Source organism: Streptomyces achromogenes (assembly GCF_030816715.1).
Taxonomy (GTDB): Bacteria; Actinomycetota; Actinomycetes; order Streptomycetales; family Streptomycetaceae; genus Streptomyces; species Streptomyces achromogenes_A.
This window is the reverse complement of record NZ_JAUSYH010000001.1, coordinates 1,114,473-1,129,956: the sequence shown is the minus strand read 5'-3', so window position 1 is coordinate 1,129,956 and position 15,484 is coordinate 1,114,473. Positions and strand designations below refer to the sequence as shown.

14 protein-coding genes and 1 pseudogene are annotated in these 15,484 nt (G+C 71.5%); 4 read left to right on the top strand and 11 right to left on the bottom strand.

What is annotated here, in order from left to right; genetic code table 11:
- The first annotated feature begins 441 nt into the window (after nt 1-441).
- Entirely contained in the window at nt 442-1,938 is a 1,497-nt protein-coding gene (locus tag QF032_RS05035; protein WP_307055079.1) for a hypothetical protein, read from the top strand.
- A 452-nt stretch (nt 1,939-2,390) separates the two neighbouring features.
- On the opposite strand, the gene QF032_RS05030 is transcribed toward QF032_RS05035, so the two are convergent.
- Nucleotides 2,391-3,353: an LLM class flavin-dependent oxidoreductase gene (locus tag QF032_RS05030; RefSeq protein WP_307055078.1), complete on the bottom strand. Its 963-nt coding sequence runs from the start codon at nt 3,351-3,353 to the stop codon at nt 2,391-2,393.
- A 166-nt stretch (nt 3,354-3,519) separates the two neighbouring features.
- Here QF032_RS05030 and QF032_RS05025 point away from each other — a divergent pair, with 166 nt between their 5' ends.
- Nucleotides 3,520-3,831 (top strand): DUF1330 domain-containing protein, encoded by a 312-nt coding sequence (locus QF032_RS05025; RefSeq protein WP_307040398.1) that lies wholly within the window; start codon nt 3,520-3,522, stop codon nt 3,829-3,831.
- 6 nt (nt 3,832-3,837) lie between these two features.
- Here QF032_RS05025 and QF032_RS05020 read toward each other — a convergent pair whose 3' ends face one another.
- From QF032_RS05020 to QF032_RS05010, 3 genes are read right to left on the bottom strand one after another with little or no spacing between them, the layout of a single operon-like run.
- Nucleotides 3,838-4,026, bottom strand: coding sequence for a ferredoxin (locus QF032_RS05020; protein WP_307040396.1), 189 nt, complete (start codon nt 4,024-4,026; stop codon nt 3,838-3,840).
- Nucleotides 4,023-5,333: a cytochrome P450 gene (locus tag QF032_RS05015; RefSeq protein WP_307055076.1), complete on the bottom strand. Its 1,311-nt coding sequence runs from the start codon at nt 5,331-5,333 to the stop codon at nt 4,023-4,025. The genes QF032_RS05020 and QF032_RS05015 overlap by 4 nt, the downstream gene beginning before the upstream one ends.
- A 55-nt stretch (nt 5,334-5,388) precedes the next feature.
- A complete protein-coding gene (locus tag QF032_RS05010; RefSeq protein ID WP_307040392.1) occupies nt 5,389-6,363 on the bottom strand; it encodes an enoyl-CoA hydratase/isomerase family protein in 975 nt (324 codons plus the stop codon).
- Nucleotides 6,364-6,415: 52 nt separating this feature from the next.
- Between QF032_RS05010 and QF032_RS05005 the strand changes: the two genes are divergently transcribed.
- Entirely contained in the window at nt 6,416-7,432 is a 1,017-nt protein-coding gene (locus QF032_RS05005; RefSeq protein ID WP_307055074.1) for a CoA transferase, read from the top strand.
- Complete coding sequence (locus QF032_RS05000) at nt 7,372-8,700, top strand: amidohydrolase family protein (RefSeq protein ID WP_307055072.1); 1,329 nt, start codon at nt 7,372-7,374, stop codon at nt 8,698-8,700. Before QF032_RS05005 ends, QF032_RS05000 begins: the two co-directional genes overlap by 61 nt.
- Before the next feature lie 156 nt (nt 8,701-8,856).
- Here QF032_RS05000 and QF032_RS04995 read toward each other — a convergent pair whose 3' ends face one another.
- The 7 genes and pseudogenes from QF032_RS04995 to QF032_RS04965 form a co-directional block, all read right to left on the bottom strand.
- Nucleotides 8,857-9,615 carry an SDR family NAD(P)-dependent oxidoreductase gene (locus QF032_RS04995; RefSeq protein ID WP_307049918.1) on the bottom strand — a complete coding sequence of 253 codons (759 nt, stop codon included), beginning with the start codon at nt 9,613-9,615 and terminating at the stop codon, nt 8,857-8,859.
- 9 nt (nt 9,616-9,624) lie between these two features.
- Nucleotides 9,625-10,773: an acyl-CoA dehydrogenase family protein gene (locus tag QF032_RS04990; RefSeq protein WP_307040386.1), complete on the bottom strand. Its 1,149-nt coding sequence runs from the start codon at nt 10,771-10,773 to the stop codon at nt 9,625-9,627.
- A gap of 14 nt (nt 10,774-10,787) precedes the next feature.
- Nucleotides 10,788-11,927: a thiolase family protein gene (locus QF032_RS04985; RefSeq protein WP_307060156.1), complete on the bottom strand. Its 1,140-nt coding sequence runs from the start codon at nt 11,925-11,927 to the stop codon at nt 10,788-10,790.
- Entirely contained in the window at nt 11,924-12,448 is a 525-nt protein-coding gene (locus QF032_RS04980; RefSeq protein ID WP_307055070.1) for an enoyl-CoA hydratase/isomerase family protein, read from the bottom strand. The genes QF032_RS04985 and QF032_RS04980 overlap by 4 nt, the downstream gene beginning before the upstream one ends.
- 127 nt (nt 12,449-12,575) lie before the next feature.
- A pseudogene (locus QF032_RS04975) lies at nt 12,576-12,692 on the bottom strand (enoyl-CoA hydratase); the annotation flags it as partial.
- A gap of 29 nt (nt 12,693-12,721) precedes the next feature.
- Entirely contained in the window at nt 12,722-13,900 is a 1,179-nt protein-coding gene (locus QF032_RS04970) for a CaiB/BaiF CoA transferase family protein (RefSeq protein WP_307040380.1), read from the bottom strand.
- Between the two features lie 4 nt (nt 13,901-13,904).
- On the bottom strand, nt 13,905-15,479 hold the full coding sequence (locus QF032_RS04965; RefSeq protein ID WP_307055068.1) for a FadD3 family acyl-CoA ligase: 1,575 nt from the start codon (nt 15,477-15,479) through the stop codon (nt 13,905-13,907).
- Nucleotides 15,480-15,484 lie beyond the last annotated feature (5 nt).

Here is a 15,484-nt window from a genome sequence, read left to right as displayed (position 1 = left end):
GTCGGCCCTCGGCGTGTCCATCCAGAGCGTTGCTGAGTGCCTCGCCCGGTCGCTCCACGGCCGTGGACCTCGACGACGACGCTCTCCCCGAAGCCGTCGCGGGCGAGACCCCCCGCCCCTCCGGACGGTTGGCTGCTCCTACCGCACCCGCTGCCCCAAGCGCGTGACATCTTCGCCACCGAGAGACCCGAGATGGAACCAGCACGCACCTGAGCGCCTGCCACTTCTCCGGTGGTCAGAATCGTGTTCTCCATCGTTGCGACGTAGGTTCTCATTTGGAGAGAGCGCCCCTATGCTGAACCCCGCCGTCGGCGGTCTCACACACCCGCGGCAAGCGGCCGCCATTGCTTCATGGAAGCGAGGTTCTCCCTTATGCACCCGAGTACGAGACTTCCCACCCGGCGAGGATTGCTGGCCGGAGCGGCCGCTTCGCTGCTGGCCGTGACGTCTGTCCAGTCCGTCGCGGCTCAGGCGGCCGAACCCCCCGCCTCGCTCTCCCCGGCTGCGGTTTCGGTCGACTTCGGCTCGCGCGAGGGCCAACTGCCGCGCCCGGAACGGCTGAACAACTTCGGCAACGTGACGGCGTGGCCCGACCAGCGCGCCGGCGACGCGAAGTTCCTGAACAGGCAGGGCCTGCACGGCGACGTCTACCGCATCTGGCTCAGCAGCCCGAACGCGGCGGACGGCCTGGACGTGTTCAACCTGTGCGACCTGAAGACCCGGCGGTGCGACCTGTCCACACTGGACGCCTACCTCACCGACGCGAGCACGGTGTCCGACTCGGTGCTGATCAACCTCAATCCGACGGACTTCGTCGAGGGCAAGCGGCCTCTGAAAGACCTCGAGCCGATGCTCGAACTGATCGTGCGGAGCGTCAAGGCGAAGTACCCGCGCGTCAAGTACGTGGAAGCCTTCAACGAGCCGGACTGGCAGTTCTACGGCAACCAGCGCAGGCAGGGAATCCCGCCGGACAGGACGACACTGCAGCCGGGTGACCTGTACCGCTTCTACGAGCCGTACTACGACGCGATCAACAAGGTCAACAAGGGCCTCAGGCGCGCGGACCGTATCGAGCTCGGCGGACCGGCGCTGTCGTGGCTGGACCCGAAGTGGATGAAGCCCTTCCTCGACGACTACGCCGCCGACGAGAACCCGCACAAGCGTCTGGACTTCCTCGCCTACCACGCGTACCTCACCTGGGGTGACGACACGTACAAGTCACCGACGATGTACAAGGGCGACCTGAGGGTGGTGGCGTCACAGCGGGAGACCCTGCTGGGCTGGCTGAAGGAGCGTCGCATCCACCAGCGCATCCCGAGTTACGTCACCGAGACGGGCATCTACCCCGGTCCGGCCTACGACGACACCGACCCCAGGAAGGACTACGTCCGGCAGGCCGCCGGCATGGCCACCTACGCCTACTACTTCGCGAACCAGCCGGACACCTACATGTTCAACTGGTGCGTCCGGCACCGGGTCGAGGAGCGCAAGGACCAGCTCGTGACCCGCACCCCGAACGGTCCGATCAACGACACCTTCACTCCCTACGGCAACACCATGCTGATGCAGTCCCGGATGAAGGACACCAGGGTGTCCGCCGGCGTGTCGGGCGCGCTCGAAGGGGACAACGGCGTCTACGCGATGGCGTCGAAGGACCGGACCGGCGCGTCTTTGATGGTCTGGAACTGGCAGCACGTGGGCGACCGCAGCTACCGGGCCACCATCGACATGTCCCGGATGCCGTCCGAGCTCAGGAACCGTCCCGTCCGCCAGCTCATGTACCGGATCGACCAGAACACCAGCAACTACTTCTCCGACCCGGCCAAGGCCGGCCTCCAACTGGTCGACAAGAAGATCGTCAGGCCCGGCAGGACCCACACCGCGACCGTCGATCTCGCGCCGAACGCCATCTACCTGATCGTGCTGGAACGGGCCTGAGCCCGAGGGTGGCGCCCTGTGCCACCACCGGAGCGTGCCGCCCCGTTGCCGACGGTCACGGGACGGCACCGCATCCGCAGCTCTCGCGGATCAAGAGCCACTGCCGGTCCGGATGTCCAGGGCCCGGCGTCCTCCGGCATGCGCCCAGCGCTTCCCGGAGGGAGCCGCGGCTGACCCGCAACCGGCTCGCCGGCGTCCGTTCCGCCGGCAGCGCGCTGCCCCGTGGAAGAGCGCGGACCGGATGCCGGCCAAGGATCTGCGCCACGGCCGAGGCGTACAGCATGGGCGGTCCGACGGCCTGGAACGCCCCGCCTGGTCGAACCCGAGCGTCGGCCTCCGGTCCTCGGGGCTCGGCAGCCGGTCCCGGCACGGGGCACGCGGCTGGACCAAACGTGCGCATGAGCTACCGAGCATGCCGGGGGAGCGGCTACCCGGTCGGCTGCGGCGCGGCGTCACAGGGTCGCGGCGAAGGCCCGCAGTTCCCGCCGGACGTCGGGTCCCGTCGGTGTGTAGACGACCTCCTGGAAGCCGAGCTCACCAAGCCGCGTCAGCTTGCGGCCGATGCGGGCGGCATCGCCGACCATGGTCGCGGTGTCGATGTGTTCCAGCAGCAGCCGGTCACGGTCCGTCAGGTCGGTTACGTGCCCCTCGAAGGCGAGCAGGCGGTGTTCCCCGGCCTCGGCGACCTCCTCCAGCGCCTCCCGCCAGGCGCGCCCTCCCGGCTTGGCGTCGACCGCCTCGGCACCGCCGCGCGCGTAGGCGTCGTGCCAGTCGACGACCCGCCAGGGCCCGATGGCCTCCCGCACGCGTGCGCTGCCGGCGTCCTCGCCGTCGTCGAGGACCGTGCCGGACACGATGGTCGCCGTGGGGAGGCCGGGATGTGGCCTTCCGATGATCCCGTCGGCCAGTCCTGTGGCCAGGGCGCTGCCCCGGGGGCCGAAGACGCTGAGCCACACCGGCACGTCCAACGGGCGGGCCGCCGTCAACCCGGGGGCGTGCAGCATGCGTGCCGGCTCGCCGTCCAGCAAAACGGTGTCACCCGCCAGGAGCCCGCGCACGGCGCGGACGTACTCGGCGAAGGCGTCGAGCCGCATCGGCGGCTGCCCCAGGGCCAGTCGGGCCGTGAAGCCGGTGCCGAAACAGGCCCGGAAGCGGCCGGGCGCCAGCCGGGCGAGGGTGGCGATCCCGGACGCCATGGACATCACTGAGCGCTCGTCCGGCACGAGCACCGAGGTGGCCAGGCCGATGCGGGTCGTCCGGCGGGCCGCCAGGGCCAGGTGGACGAAGGGGTCCTCCCACAAGGGCGCGGAGTCGTAGATCCACACCCGGGCGTAGCCGAGTTCCTCGGCGAGAACGGCCAGATCGGCGAAGTCGGGGCCGGGAGGGAAACCGCACGACAACTCGGGGACACTCACCGGGCGCCCGCAGAGCCCGGAGCGAGGGCCGCAGGGGCCCAACTCGTGTGCGCGGCATCCGAGTTGAACGGGGTTGTGTTATAACGCGTATACCGCATAAGGCGAATGACGCTCATAAAACGTACACCACCCAATCATTGTCATATGTAGCGCATAGGAGATGCCCATGCCCAAGGGGTACGTGATCCTGACCGAGGCCATCCGCGACCAGGCCGGGATGAACGCCTACAGTCGGGCGGCCGCCCGGTCGATGGCTGAGGCAGGCGCCCGCGTGCTCGCCGTCGAAGGAGAGCCCGAGGTGCTGGAGGGTCAGTGGCACGGCGACCGGACGGTCGTCCTCGAATTCGGGTCGGTCGAGGCGGCACGGGAGTGGTATGAGTCGGCCGAGTACGCGAAGGCCAAGCCGCTGCGGCACGCGGCGGCGGAGACCAACGCCGTACTGGTCGCCGGGTTCGAGATGCCACCACGGCCGGCCTGAACCGCGTCAGTGGCAGGTGATGGCGCGCTCGGGGCAGCTCTTCGCCGCCGAGCGCGCCGCCTGCTCGAACTCCTGCGGTACGTCGGGCTGTTCGGTCACGGCGTAGCCGTCGTCGCTCAGGTCGAACACCTCGGGACTGACGGTGCAGCAGACGCCGTGACCGCGGCAGCGGTCCTCGTCGATGGTGATCTTCATCGGGTGCTCCCCTCGGCGGGTGTGAACTCCAGGTTGAGGTGTGTCAGGCCCCGCAGGATGTAGGTCGGGAGGTATTGGTAGCGGCGCGCGTGGGCCGGTCCGTGCACGCGCTCGGAGATCCGGATGTCGCCGGTGCGGGCCAGGAGACGCTCGATGCCGATCCGTGCCTCGGCCCGGGCGAGCGGTGCGCCGGGGCAGGTGTGGATGCCGCGGCCGAAGGCGATGTGGTGGCGGGCGTTCGGGCGGGCGGGGTCGAAGGTCGCCGGGTCCTGGAAGCGGCGCGGGTCGCGATTGGCCGCGCCGTTGACCACCATCAGCGTGGTGCCCGCCGGGATCTCCACCCCGCCTACCGCGGCCGGGACGCGGGAGAGCCGGAAGTCGCCCTTGACCGGGCTCTCCATCCGGAGCGTCTCCTCGACGAAGTTGGGGATGCGGTCCGGCTCCGTGCGCAACAGCGTCTGAATGTCGGGGCGTTCGGCGATCACCTTGAACGCGGAGCTGAGCAGGCGGACCGTGGTCTCCTGCCCTGCCGAGAACAGGTTGGCAGCCACCCGGACGGCGTCGGCGACCTCCGGCAGGGAGCCGTCGGGGAACGTGGCGGTGGCCAGGCCGGTCAGAACGTCCTCGCGCGGCTCCCGGCGCCGGTCCTCGATGTAGTCCGAGAACCGACCGTACAGGAACTCCAGTGGCGAGTGGGCGAGGGAGTCCTCGCCGGTGCTGCCGATGCCGCCCCCGGCCCGCGGCCGGCGTTGGAGCTTGTCGAGGAACTCCTCCCGGTCCTCCTCGGGCACGCCGAGCAGGTCCGCGATGACGAGCAGCGTGAACGGACCGGCGAACTCGCTGATGAACTCGCCCTCCGCCCGGGTCAGGAAGGTGTCGAGCATGCGGTCGGCGATCTCCCGGACGGCCGCTTCGTTCTCCTTGAGCCGCTTCGGGGTGATCAGCCGCATCAGCAGCCCGCGGTGCGCGGTGTGCACGGGCGGATCGAGGGTCGGCAGCTGATCGCTCATCGGCAGCTCGTCGCGGTGCCGCTCGATGAGCTCGCTGACGTCGTCACCCTCCAGCGGAACCGGAAAACCCGGGAAGGGGCCGGTCACCGACAGGCAGGACGAGAAGGTCCGCGGGTCCTGCGCGATCTGGACCGCCTCGTCGTACCCGGTCACCATCATCACGCCGTGGTGGGGTTCCCGGGTGACCGGGCAGCGTGCGCGCAGGGCGTCGAAGTAGGGGTACGGGTCCGCCACGGTGCTGTCGTCCCGAAAGAAGTCGATCGCGTCGATGTCCTCGGGCGGCTCGTCGTGGGCCACTGGCCGGTCTCCTTCGTTAGCGAGGAATGCGAGTATTCTTCTCGTGTGCGAGAATTTAGTTCTCACTACTGTGTATGGCTAGTGCCCCACCCGCGTCGGCGTGACCGCTCGCTGTCTCGTCGGCCAGACCCCAGCGCCGGGCCTCCGTCGCGCTGAGCGCGGCACCGGTCAAGGCCAGGTAGGCGGTCCGTTCGCGGCCGATGCGCGTCGGCAGGCTCGCTGTGCCGCCCGCCCCCGGGATCAGCCCCATGTCGATCTCGGGCAGCCGGATCACCGTGTCCGGCGCAACCGTCACCCGGCCGGCGAAGGCGGCCAGTTCGATGCCCGCGCCGACACAGGCGCCGTGCAGATGCGCTGTCACCTCGGCAGTGCACCGCTGGAGCAGGGCGGCGGGGCTGCGGTGCACGCGCACATGGTGGGCCCGCGCCGGGTCGGTCGAGGAGCCGAACTCGGCGAGGTCGCCGCCGCTGCAGAAGGAGGGGCCGTTGCCGCGCAGGTCGACGCGGGTGACCGTCGGGTCGGACACGGCGACTTCCAGCGCCTCGCACAGGGCGTCCCGCGTGGCGGCGTCGAAGGCGTTGTGCACCCGGGGGCGGTTCAGTGTGATGGTCAGCCGGTCGCCGTCCCGGTCGAGCAGGACCGGCTCGGTGGACGGGCGGGCGGCACGCGGGCGCTTCCCGGCGAGCCAGGACCGGAAGGCGGCCCCGGCCTGGAGGGTGGAGTAGGCGAGGGACTCCATGATCAGCCGGTCGGGCGGCGGCAGGCTGGGGCCCATGCGGAGCACCTGCACGAGGGCCAGGCAGGCGTCGGGGCGGGTGGTGACGATGTCCCTGAGTCGCTGCGCGGTTACGTACGGATCGGCGCACCCGACCCAGGGCCGGGGCGGGTCGGGCGACACGGTGAGCAGCAGGTCGAACTCCCCGGTCGTTTCCGCGGGTTCTGCCGCCACGGCGACGCGCACACAGGAGGTTTCCCGTGAGGGGTGGGAGGCCGGGCCGTCGAGGTCGACCAGGAGGAAGGGTGGCTCCATGACGCTCGCAGTGTAACCTTGCTTCACCTTTGAGAAGAAGGGTGTTTGCGTGATGAAGAATGCCGCTCTCGCCCGCTGGATGGCAACCGTGGAGGGCAGACTCGGGCCCCTGACCGCCGTCGCTGACGACTTCGCCACCCTGACCGGCGTACCCGTCGACCTCGCCGGTGCGCTCTTCGAGCGGGCCGAGCTCGCCGGATTCCGCCTCCCGGCCAGAGTTTCGGCAGGTGGCTCCTGCCAGCTCCTCGCCACCGCCGACGGTTGGGCCGCGGTCAATCTGGCCCGCCCCGACGACCATGTCGCCCTCCCGGCCCTCCTCGCGCTCCTCGGCGCACCCCGCGCCGGGCTGCGGACCGCCGCGCGCCGGACCGGCGCGACCGAACTGGTGCGATCCGCCCAGATGCTGGGCATGGCCGCCGCGGCACTCGGATCCGAGCGCGGCGACCGCGTGCCGGTGCGCGCCGAACGGCACGGGCAGCCCCGCCCGCGCGACCTCAACGGTCTGAAGGTCGTCGACCTGTCCGCGCTCTGGGCGGGCCCCCTGTGCGCACGTCTGCTGGGGCTGGCCGGTGCCCGGGTCGTGAAGGTGGAGAGCACCACCCGGCCGGACGGGGCCCGCTACGGCCACCCGGACTTCTACCGCCGCCTGCACGACGGGCACGAGAGCCTGGTCCTTGACTTCGCCTCCGGCGCACTCGCCGGGGCGCTCGCGGACGCCGACGTGGTCGTGGAGGCGTCCCGGCCGCGGGCACTGCGGCGGCTCGGCGCGCATGCGGAGGAGCTCCTCGCCGCCCGCCCCGGCCGAGTGTGGGTGAGCATCACCGGGTACGGCCGCGACGACGACCGGATCGCCTTCGGCGACGACGCGGCCATCGCCGGCGGCCTGGCGGGCCGCGACCGGCACGGCGACCCGGTGTTCCTCGGCGACGCGCTCGCCGATCCCGTCACCGGCCTGTACGCCGCCCACGCCGTCGCCCGCTCACTGGCCCGGGGCGGCGGAGAACTGCTGTGCGTGTCCATGGCGGCCTGCACCGCGGCACAGGCCGGGACACCGGCGGCGACATGCTGATCAGGGACGTGGAGGTCGAGGGGCGGGGACGGGTGGACGTCCGTGTCGAGAGCGGCCGGGTCGCCGGGATCGGACGCCGACTGTCCGGGGACGCCCAGGTCGAAGGGCGTGGCGCGGCGCTGCTGCCCGGACTCCACGACCACCACGTCCACCTCACGGCGCTGGCGGCCGAGGCGGCCTCGGTGCGGGTGGGGCCTGCCGAGGTGCACGGACGCGACGAACTCACCAAGTCCTTGCGGGCCGGGGCGCCGGGGGAGTGGGTCCGCGCCGTCGGCTACCACGAGAGCGTCGCGGGTGAGCTGGACCGGTGGACGCTGGACGCCCTCGTCCCCGACCGGCCGGTCCGGGTGCAGCACCGCAGCGGCGCCATGTGGGTCCTGAACAGCGCCGCGCTGCGGGCGGCCGGGCTGGAGAGCGCCGACGGGCGCCTGTGGCGTGAGGACGGCCGCCTGCGCGCCCTCCTCCGGCCTGTGCCGCTCGACCTGGCCGGCGTCGGGCGCCGCGCCGCGGCCCTCGGCGTCACCGGGTTCACCAACGCCGACCCGCACCCCGCCGACGGTCTCACGCAGACGCTGTCCGTCCTGCCCCAGCGGCTCGTCGTCATGGGCGTCGACCCGCCGGTGAAGCTGATGCTCGACGACCCGACCCTGCCCATCCCCGCAGATCTGGCCGCCACGGTGGCCGCGATACGGCCCCGGCCAGTCGCCGTGCACTGCGTCACCCGCGTGCAGTTGCTCGTCACACTCCTCGCACTGGAGGAGGCGGGCGCGGTCGAGGGAGACCGGATCGAGCACGGGTCCGTGATCCCGGCCGAGGCTCTCCCACGCCTTCGCCGGCTCGGCGTGACCGTGGTGACGCAGCCCCACTTCCCGGTCGAGCGGGCTCGGGCCTACGCCACCGAGGTACATCCCGACGACCGGCCGCACCTCTACCGCTGCCGGAGCCTCGCCGAAGCGAGCGTCCCGGTCGCCGCCGGCACCGACGCGCCGTACGGCACCCACGACCCCTGGGCCGTCATGCGGGCCGCCGTCGCACGCGACGCGGCAGAGCGCCTCACCCCGCGCACGGCACTGGGACTGTTCCTGGGCAGCCCGCACCGGCCGGAACGCCCCCGACGGGTGACGGTCGGCTCGCCGGCCGACCTGTGCCTGCTCCACGTACCCCTGCGGGAGGCGCTCGACGCGCTGACCGCCGACACGGTACGGGCCGCCTACGTACAGGGCCGGCCGATCACCGAGCCCGCGCCGGACAACGGAGGAGCGCAGTGAACGAGACGCCCGACGAGGACTTCCGCAAGCCGTAGCCCGGGTCCGTGTGGTCGTCGTCGGCACGGACGGCCCCACCCCTGGCCGCAACCGCTGACGGCACTGCTGCGGAGGGCCTCCACAGCAGTGCCCGCGGGGCGGCACCCTCGCCCCGCCGCTTCAGACGCTGTACCCGCCGTCGACCCCCAGCGCCTGCCCCGTGACGAACCGGGCCCGGTCCGAGGCGAGGAACGCGACCGCCTCCGCGATGTCCTGGGCCTGCCCGAACCGGCCCAGGGGGATGTTGCGGCGGGTGACGGCGAGGGTCTCCTCGTCGAGTTCGCCCGTGTCGATCAGCCGGCCCGCGATGCCGTCCGTGAGCATGCCCGGGGCGACGCAGTTGACGCGGACGCCGTAGCGGCCCTCCTCGGCGGCCAGGGCACGGGCGACGGCCTCGACCGCCCCTTTGGCGCCCGAGGAGAGCCCGTCGCGGACGGGGTAGCGGCGCGTGGCGACGGTGGTGACGGCGACGATGCTGCCGCTGCTCTCCCGCAGCAGCGGCAGCGCGGGATGGACGAGGTTGAAGAACGCCACCGCGTCGGCCTCCAGCTGGGCGCGGTACCGGCTGGGCGTGACCTTGCTCAGGTGGGTCATGGGCACGTGCGGCCCGGCCGCGTACACCAGCGTGTGCACACCGCCGCATCCGCGCACCCCCCGGGCCGTCTCCGCCTCGTCGGTCAGGTCCAACCGGACGGCGGTGACCTGGCGGCCGTGGCTCTTCATCTGCCGGACAAGATTCTCCGCGGCTCCCTGGGAGGAGCGGTAGGTGAACACGACGTCGCTGCCGCGTTCGGCCAGCGTCCTCACGATCGCGGCGCCGATGCCACCGGTACCACCGGCCACGAAGGCCGTGCCCGGCCTGGCGGAGAAGTCCTCCATGGACATGTGTCACAACCCCAGGGACTTGGCGATGATGACCTTCATGACCTCGCTCGTCCCGGCGTAGATACGGGTGATGCGGGCGTCCGCGTACAGCCGGGCTATCGGGTACTCCAGCATGTAGCCGTAACCGCCGAAGAGTTGAAGACACCGGTCGACTGCGCGAGCCTGCATCTCGGTGCAGAACAGCTTGACCCTCGCGGCGTCCGCGCCGGACAGCCGCCCGTCGACCAGCTCCAGCACGGCCCGGTCGAGCACGGCCTGCGCGGCCTCGATCTCCGCGTCGACGGCGGCGAGTTCGAACTTGGTGTTCTGGAACGACGCGACCGGCGTCCCGAACACGTTGCGTTCCCTGACGTACGCGATCGTCGTGTCGAGCGCGGCCCGCGCCTGCGCGACCGAACCGACGGCGACGGTCATCCGCTCCTGGGGGAGGTTGTGCCCGAGGTAGGCGAAGGCCCTGCCCTCCTCGCCGAGCCGGTTGGCGACGGGCACCCGGACCTCGTCGAAGGCGAGCTCCACGGTGTCCTGGACCTTGATGCCCATCTTGTCCAGCACCCTGCCGCGCGTGAAGCCGGGCATGCCGTCCTCCACGACCAGCAGCGTGAGCCCCGCCCGGCGGTCGTCCGGGTCGGTCGACGTGCGCGCCACCACGATCACCAGGTCGGCGAGAAGTCCGCCGGTGATGAAGGTCTTGGCGCCGCTCACCACGTAGTGGTCGCCGTCGCGCACGGCGGTCGTACGGATTCCCGCGAGGTCGGAGCCGGTGCCGGGCTCGGTCATCGCGATCGCGGTCAGCAGCCGGCCGGAGGCCAGCCCGGGGAACCAGCGCCGGCGCTGCTCCTCGTTCGCATAGGCGAGGAAGTACGGCAGGACGACGTCGAGTTGGGTGCGGACCGTACCCAGCGTGACCAGTGCGCGGGCGGCCTCCTCCTGGAGGACGACGTTGTAGCGGTAGTCGGGCTGCCCGCCTCCGCCGTACTCCTCCGGAACGGCCACCCCCAGCAGCCCGAGCGAGCCGAGCCGCTCGAAGAACGACCGGGGCAGCCACCCGGCCTTCTCCCACTCGGCGTAGTGCGGAACCACCTCCTTGGCCACGACGTCCCGGACCAGCTCCCGGAACGACTCGTGGTCGGCGGTGAAGACATCGCGGCGCACGTCAACGCCCCCCGTCAGCCGACGAGTTCGACGAGTGTGGCGTTCGCGGTCCCGCCGCCCTCGCACATGGTCTGGAGGCCGTAGCGGATGCCGCGTTCACGCATGTGGTGGACCATGCGGGTCATCAGGACGGCTCCCGAGGCACCGAGCGGATGGCCGAGCGCGATGGCGCCGCCGAGCGGGTTGACCAGCTCCGGGTCGGCACCCGTCTCGGCCAGCCAGGCGAGCGGGACGGGCGCGAAGGCCTCGTTCACCTCGAAGACGCCGACCTCCGACAGCGCCACCCCGGCCTTCCCCAGCACCTTCTCGGTGGCCGGGATCGGCCCGGTCAGCATCAGCACCGGGTCCGAGCCGACCACCGCGGCCGCCCGGTGGCGCACGAGCGGCGTCAGTCCCAACTCCCGTGCTCTGTCCGGGGTGGTGACCAACAGCGCCGCCGCGCCGTCGGAGATCTGGGAGGAGTTGCCGGCGTGGATCACGCCGTCGTCCTCCAGGAAGGACGGCCTGAGCTTCGCGAGCGTCTCCACACTGGTGCCCCGGCGAACGCCCTCGTCGGCGGTCACCCCCACCACCGGCACGATCTGCTCCTCGAAGACCCCGCTGTCCTGCGCGGCGGCGGCCCGCTCGTGCGACAGAGCCGCGTACGCGTCGAGCCGGGCCCGGGTGAAGCCCCACTTCTGTGCGATCTTCTCCGCCGAGATGCCCTGGTTGAAGGAGAAGTCCTGGTACCGGCCGAGGACTTGAGGGCCGTACGGCATTCCGCTAGCCCTGGCCGAGCCCAGCGGGACCCGGCTCATGACCTCCACCCCGCCCACCACGACCACGTCCTGCTGCCCGGACAGCACCGCCTGTACGGCGAACTCCAGCGCCTGCTGGCTCGATCCGCAGGCCCGGTTGACCGTCGTCCCGGGGATGCTCTCGGGCCAGCCCGCGGCCAGCACCGCGTAGCGGCCGATGTTGCTCGACTGGTCGCCGATCTGGGAGACGCACCCCCAGATCACGTCGTCGACGGTCTCCGGGTCGACCCCGGCCCGCTCGACGAGCGCGTTCAGCACCGCACCGGACAGGTCGGCCGGGTGTATGCCGGCCAGCCCGCCGTTGCGCTTTCCCACCGCGGTGCGGACCGCTGCCGCGATCACCGCTTCTCGTGTCACGTGTCGTCCTCCGGTCGGCTCGGCACGGCCCAGCGGCCCGTGAAGAGTGGTTCGCGTCGCGCGGCGAACGCGGCGTACGCCTCGCGGACGTCCGCGCCCGCGAAGTTCACCGCCTGTGCCTTCGCCTCGTTCGCCAGGGCGTCCCGCAAGGTGCGGTCGATGCCCTCGTTCAGCAGGGCCTTGGTCTGGGCGTGGGCCACCGGGGGACCGGCCACCAGCCGGGCGGTCAGGTCGTCGACGAAGGTGTCCACCTCCTCGGTGTCCGTCACCCAGGTCACCAGGCCCAGCGCCTTCGCCTCCTCGGCGTCGATCGTCTCCGCGAGCAGCGCGAGCCGCTTGGCCTGCTGCAACCCGACGAGTCTCGGCAGCAGCCAGGAGCCGCCGCAGTCCGGGGACAGCCCGCGTCGGGCGAAGATCTGCGAGAAGCGCGCCTGGGGCGTGGCGACCACCAGATCGCAGCCGAGCGCCAGGTTCCAGCCCGCTCCCACCGCCGCCCCCGTCACCTTGGCGACCGTGGGCACGGGCAGTTTCGTGCAGCAGCAGCGTCACCTCGGTCAGGGGCCGCATCCGGTACAGCGGGTGGGCGCTGCTGACCCGCTCGGGAATGTCCGCACCGGAGCAGAACGCGCCGCCCGCCCCGGTCAGGACCAGCGCCCGGACGGACCGGTCGCCGCCCGCCGCCGCGAGGGCTTCACGCAGGGCCTCCCACAGCTCGGCGTCGATGGCGTTCCTGCGGTGCGGCCGGTTCAGGGTCAGTGTCCGCACGCCGCCGGCGTCGCTCGTCAGCAGCACGCTCACCTGACCGCCCCCCGCGCCCGCAGGGCGGCGATCTCCGGCTGTGTGTAGCCGAGTTCGGCCAGCAGGGCGTCCGTGTGTTCGCCGAGCCCGGGGACCGCGCCCATCGGCGGGTCGAACCCGGCGATCACGGGCGGCGGCAGCAGCGCGGGCACCGGCCCCGACGGTGTGCCGACCTTCCGCCAGCGGTCGCGGGCAGCCAGATGGGGATGGTCGAGAACATCGGTGACCGTGTTGTAGCGGGAGTTGCCGATCCCGGCCGCGTCGGCCCGCTCCTGAACGTGACCCAGGTCGTACCGCGCACACCAGTCGCCGATCGCGGCGTCGAGAACCTCGCGGTGCTCCACCCGTCCGGCGTTCGTGCGGAACCGCTCGTCGTCCGCCAGGTCCGGCCGGCCCAGCAACTCCTTCGCCAGCCGCTGCCATTCGCGGTCGTTCGTGGTGCCGAGCACGACCGTCTGCCCGTCGGCCGTGCGGTAGGCGCCGTAGGGGGACACGGCGGGCGAACTCATACCGAGCGGCTGCTGCTCGACCCCCGAGTGGCGGGTGTAGGTCAGCGGGTAGCCCATCAGTTCGGCCATGGTGTCGAACAGGCTTACCGCCACCTGCCCCGGCCGCCGGGCGTACAGCAGCGCCAGCACCGACAGCGCCGCGTACAGCCCACTGCACACGTCCGCGACCGGGGGGCCCGGCTTGGCGGGAGCACCCTCCCGGCCGGTCACCGAGCAGGCTCCGGACTCTGCCTGGACCAGGAGGTCGTAGGCGCGTTTGTGGGAGAGGGGCCCGCCGGGGCCGTATCCGTCGATCTCCACGGCGATCAGGTCCGGGTGGCGCACCTCCAGGTCGGCGGGGGCCAGGCCCAGCTTGGCCGTCGTGCCGGGGGTGAGGTTGGAGACCAGGACGTCGGTGCGCTCCAGCAGCCGGTGCAGGACCGCCTGCCCGCCGTCCGACTTCAGGTCCAGGGCCACCGACTCCTTGCCCCGGTTGGCCCAGACGAAGTGGGCCGCGAGGCCGCCGACCACGTCGTCGTAGTGCCGTGCGAAGTCACCGCCCTTCGGGTTCTCCACCTTGATCACCCGGGCACCGAAGTCGCCGAGCGTGCGCGTGCACATCGGGGCCGAGACGGCCTGCTCCAGTGCCACCACCGTGATCCCCGCGAGGGGGCCGCCGTTCGTCACCGGGTCAACTCCCCAGCCGCGCGCGCAGCTCGTGCTTGAGGACCTTCTGGCTGGCGTTGCGCGGCAGGTGGTCCACGAAGCGTACCCGGCGGGGCACCTTGAAGTTGGCCATGTGGTCCCGGGCCCAGGAGATCACGTCCTCCGCCGTGACGTCCGCGCCCGGCCTCGGCACGACGAAGGCGCAGCCGACCTCGCCGAGCCGCTCGTCCGGAACCCCGATCACCGCCGCCTGCGCTATCGGCTCGTAGTCGAGGAGCAGCTTCTCGATCTCGGCCGGGTAGGCGTTGAAGCCGCCCACGATGAACATCTCCTTCTTCCGGTCGACGATCGCCAGGTTGCCGTCCGGGTCGAGGCGGCCGATGTCGCCGGTATGCAGCCAGCCGTCGCGGTCGATCGTCTCGGCGGTGGCCGCGGGGTCGTCCCAGTAGCCGCGCGTGACGTTGTAGCCGCGAACCAGGACCTCCCCCTCCTCGCCCGCCGGCACGTCCTGCCCGGTTTCGTCGGCGATCCGGACCTCGACGTCCGGGATCGGACGCCCGGTGGTGCGGGCCACCGTCTCCTCGCTGTCCCCGACCCTGGTCGTGGTGACCAGCGCCGTTGACTCCGTGAGCCCGTAGGCGCTCAGCACGATGTCGAAGGACAGATCCTTCTTCATCGCCCGGATCAGCGACTGTGGGACGGTCGTGCCGCCCGTCATGGACACCCGCAGGGACGACAGGTCGTACAAGGACCGCTGCGGATGGTTCAGCAGGTCGTGGAAGATGGTCGGCGGGCCGAGGACGATGCTCACCCGCTCTCCTTGAACGATTTCGAGGGCGCGCCCCGCGTCGAAGACGGCCATGGGGATCACGGTCACCCCGTGCATCAGCGAGGCGAGCCAGCCCGCCTTGTAGCCGAAGCAGTGGAAGAACGGCGGGATGACCAGGAAGCTGTCGGATGCGTCGAAGGTGTACTCGGTGGACATCCAGCCGTACGCTCGCAGTGTCTGCCCGTGGGTGAGGATCACGCCCTTGGGGTGGCCGGTTGTGCCGGAGGTGAACATCACGTCGGAGACGTGATCCGGGGTGAGCCGGTCGATGGACTCCTGGGCGGCAGCCTCGGGGCACTCCTCGCCATGCGCGAGGAACTGACTCCAGTACAGGCCCTCCGCGCCACCCGGCATCGACACCGCGGTCCGCAGCGCGGGCAGTTCGGGGTCGGCGCGCCTCAAGTCCGCGATGTAGTCGGTGCCGAGGAACGACGCGGCCGCGAACAGCGCCTTCGCGCCGGACTTCCGCAGGATGTAGGAGATCTCGGTCGCCTTGAAGCGGGTGTTGAGCGGTACGACGACACCTCCCGCGCCCTGGATGCCGAGGGCTGTCACGATCCACTCGACCGAGTTCGGTGCGCACAGGCCGACCCGGTCACCCGGGCCGATGCCGAGCGCGAGCGCCGAACGCACCGCCTGGACCATCCGGGCTTCCAGTTCCCGGAAGGTGAGGCGCAGTTCGCCGTCGATGAGGGCCGGGGCGTCACCGAACCGCCGCGCGGCGACTCTCACCACGTTCGGAATGGAGAGAAATTCCAGGTCGTGTCGCATGACGG

What these genes read in the sequence shown, in the direction of transcription:
- QF032_RS05025 (WP_307040398.1), top strand. Translation starts at nt 3,520, where the DNA reads ATGCCCAAGGGGTACGTGATCCTGACCGAGGCCATCCGCGACCAGGCC.
- QF032_RS05020 (WP_307040396.1), bottom strand. Translation starts at nt 4,026, where the DNA reads ATGAAGATCACCATCGACGAGGACCGCTGCCGCGGTCACGGCGTCTGC.
- QF032_RS05010 (WP_307040392.1), bottom strand. Translation starts at nt 6,363, where the DNA reads ATGGAGCCACCCTTCCTCCTGGTCGACCTCGACGGCCCGGCCTCCCAC.
- QF032_RS05005 (WP_307055074.1), top strand. Translation starts at nt 6,416, where the DNA reads ATGAAGAATGCCGCTCTCGCCCGCTGGATGGCAACCGTGGAGGGCAGA.
- QF032_RS04995 (WP_307049918.1), bottom strand. Translation starts at nt 9,615, where the DNA reads ATGGAGGACTTCTCCGCCAGGCCGGGCACGGCCTTCGTGGCCGGTGGT.
- QF032_RS04965 (WP_307055068.1), bottom strand. Translation starts at nt 15,479, where the DNA reads ATGCGACACGACCTGGAATTTCTCTCCATTCCGAACGTGGTGAGAGTC.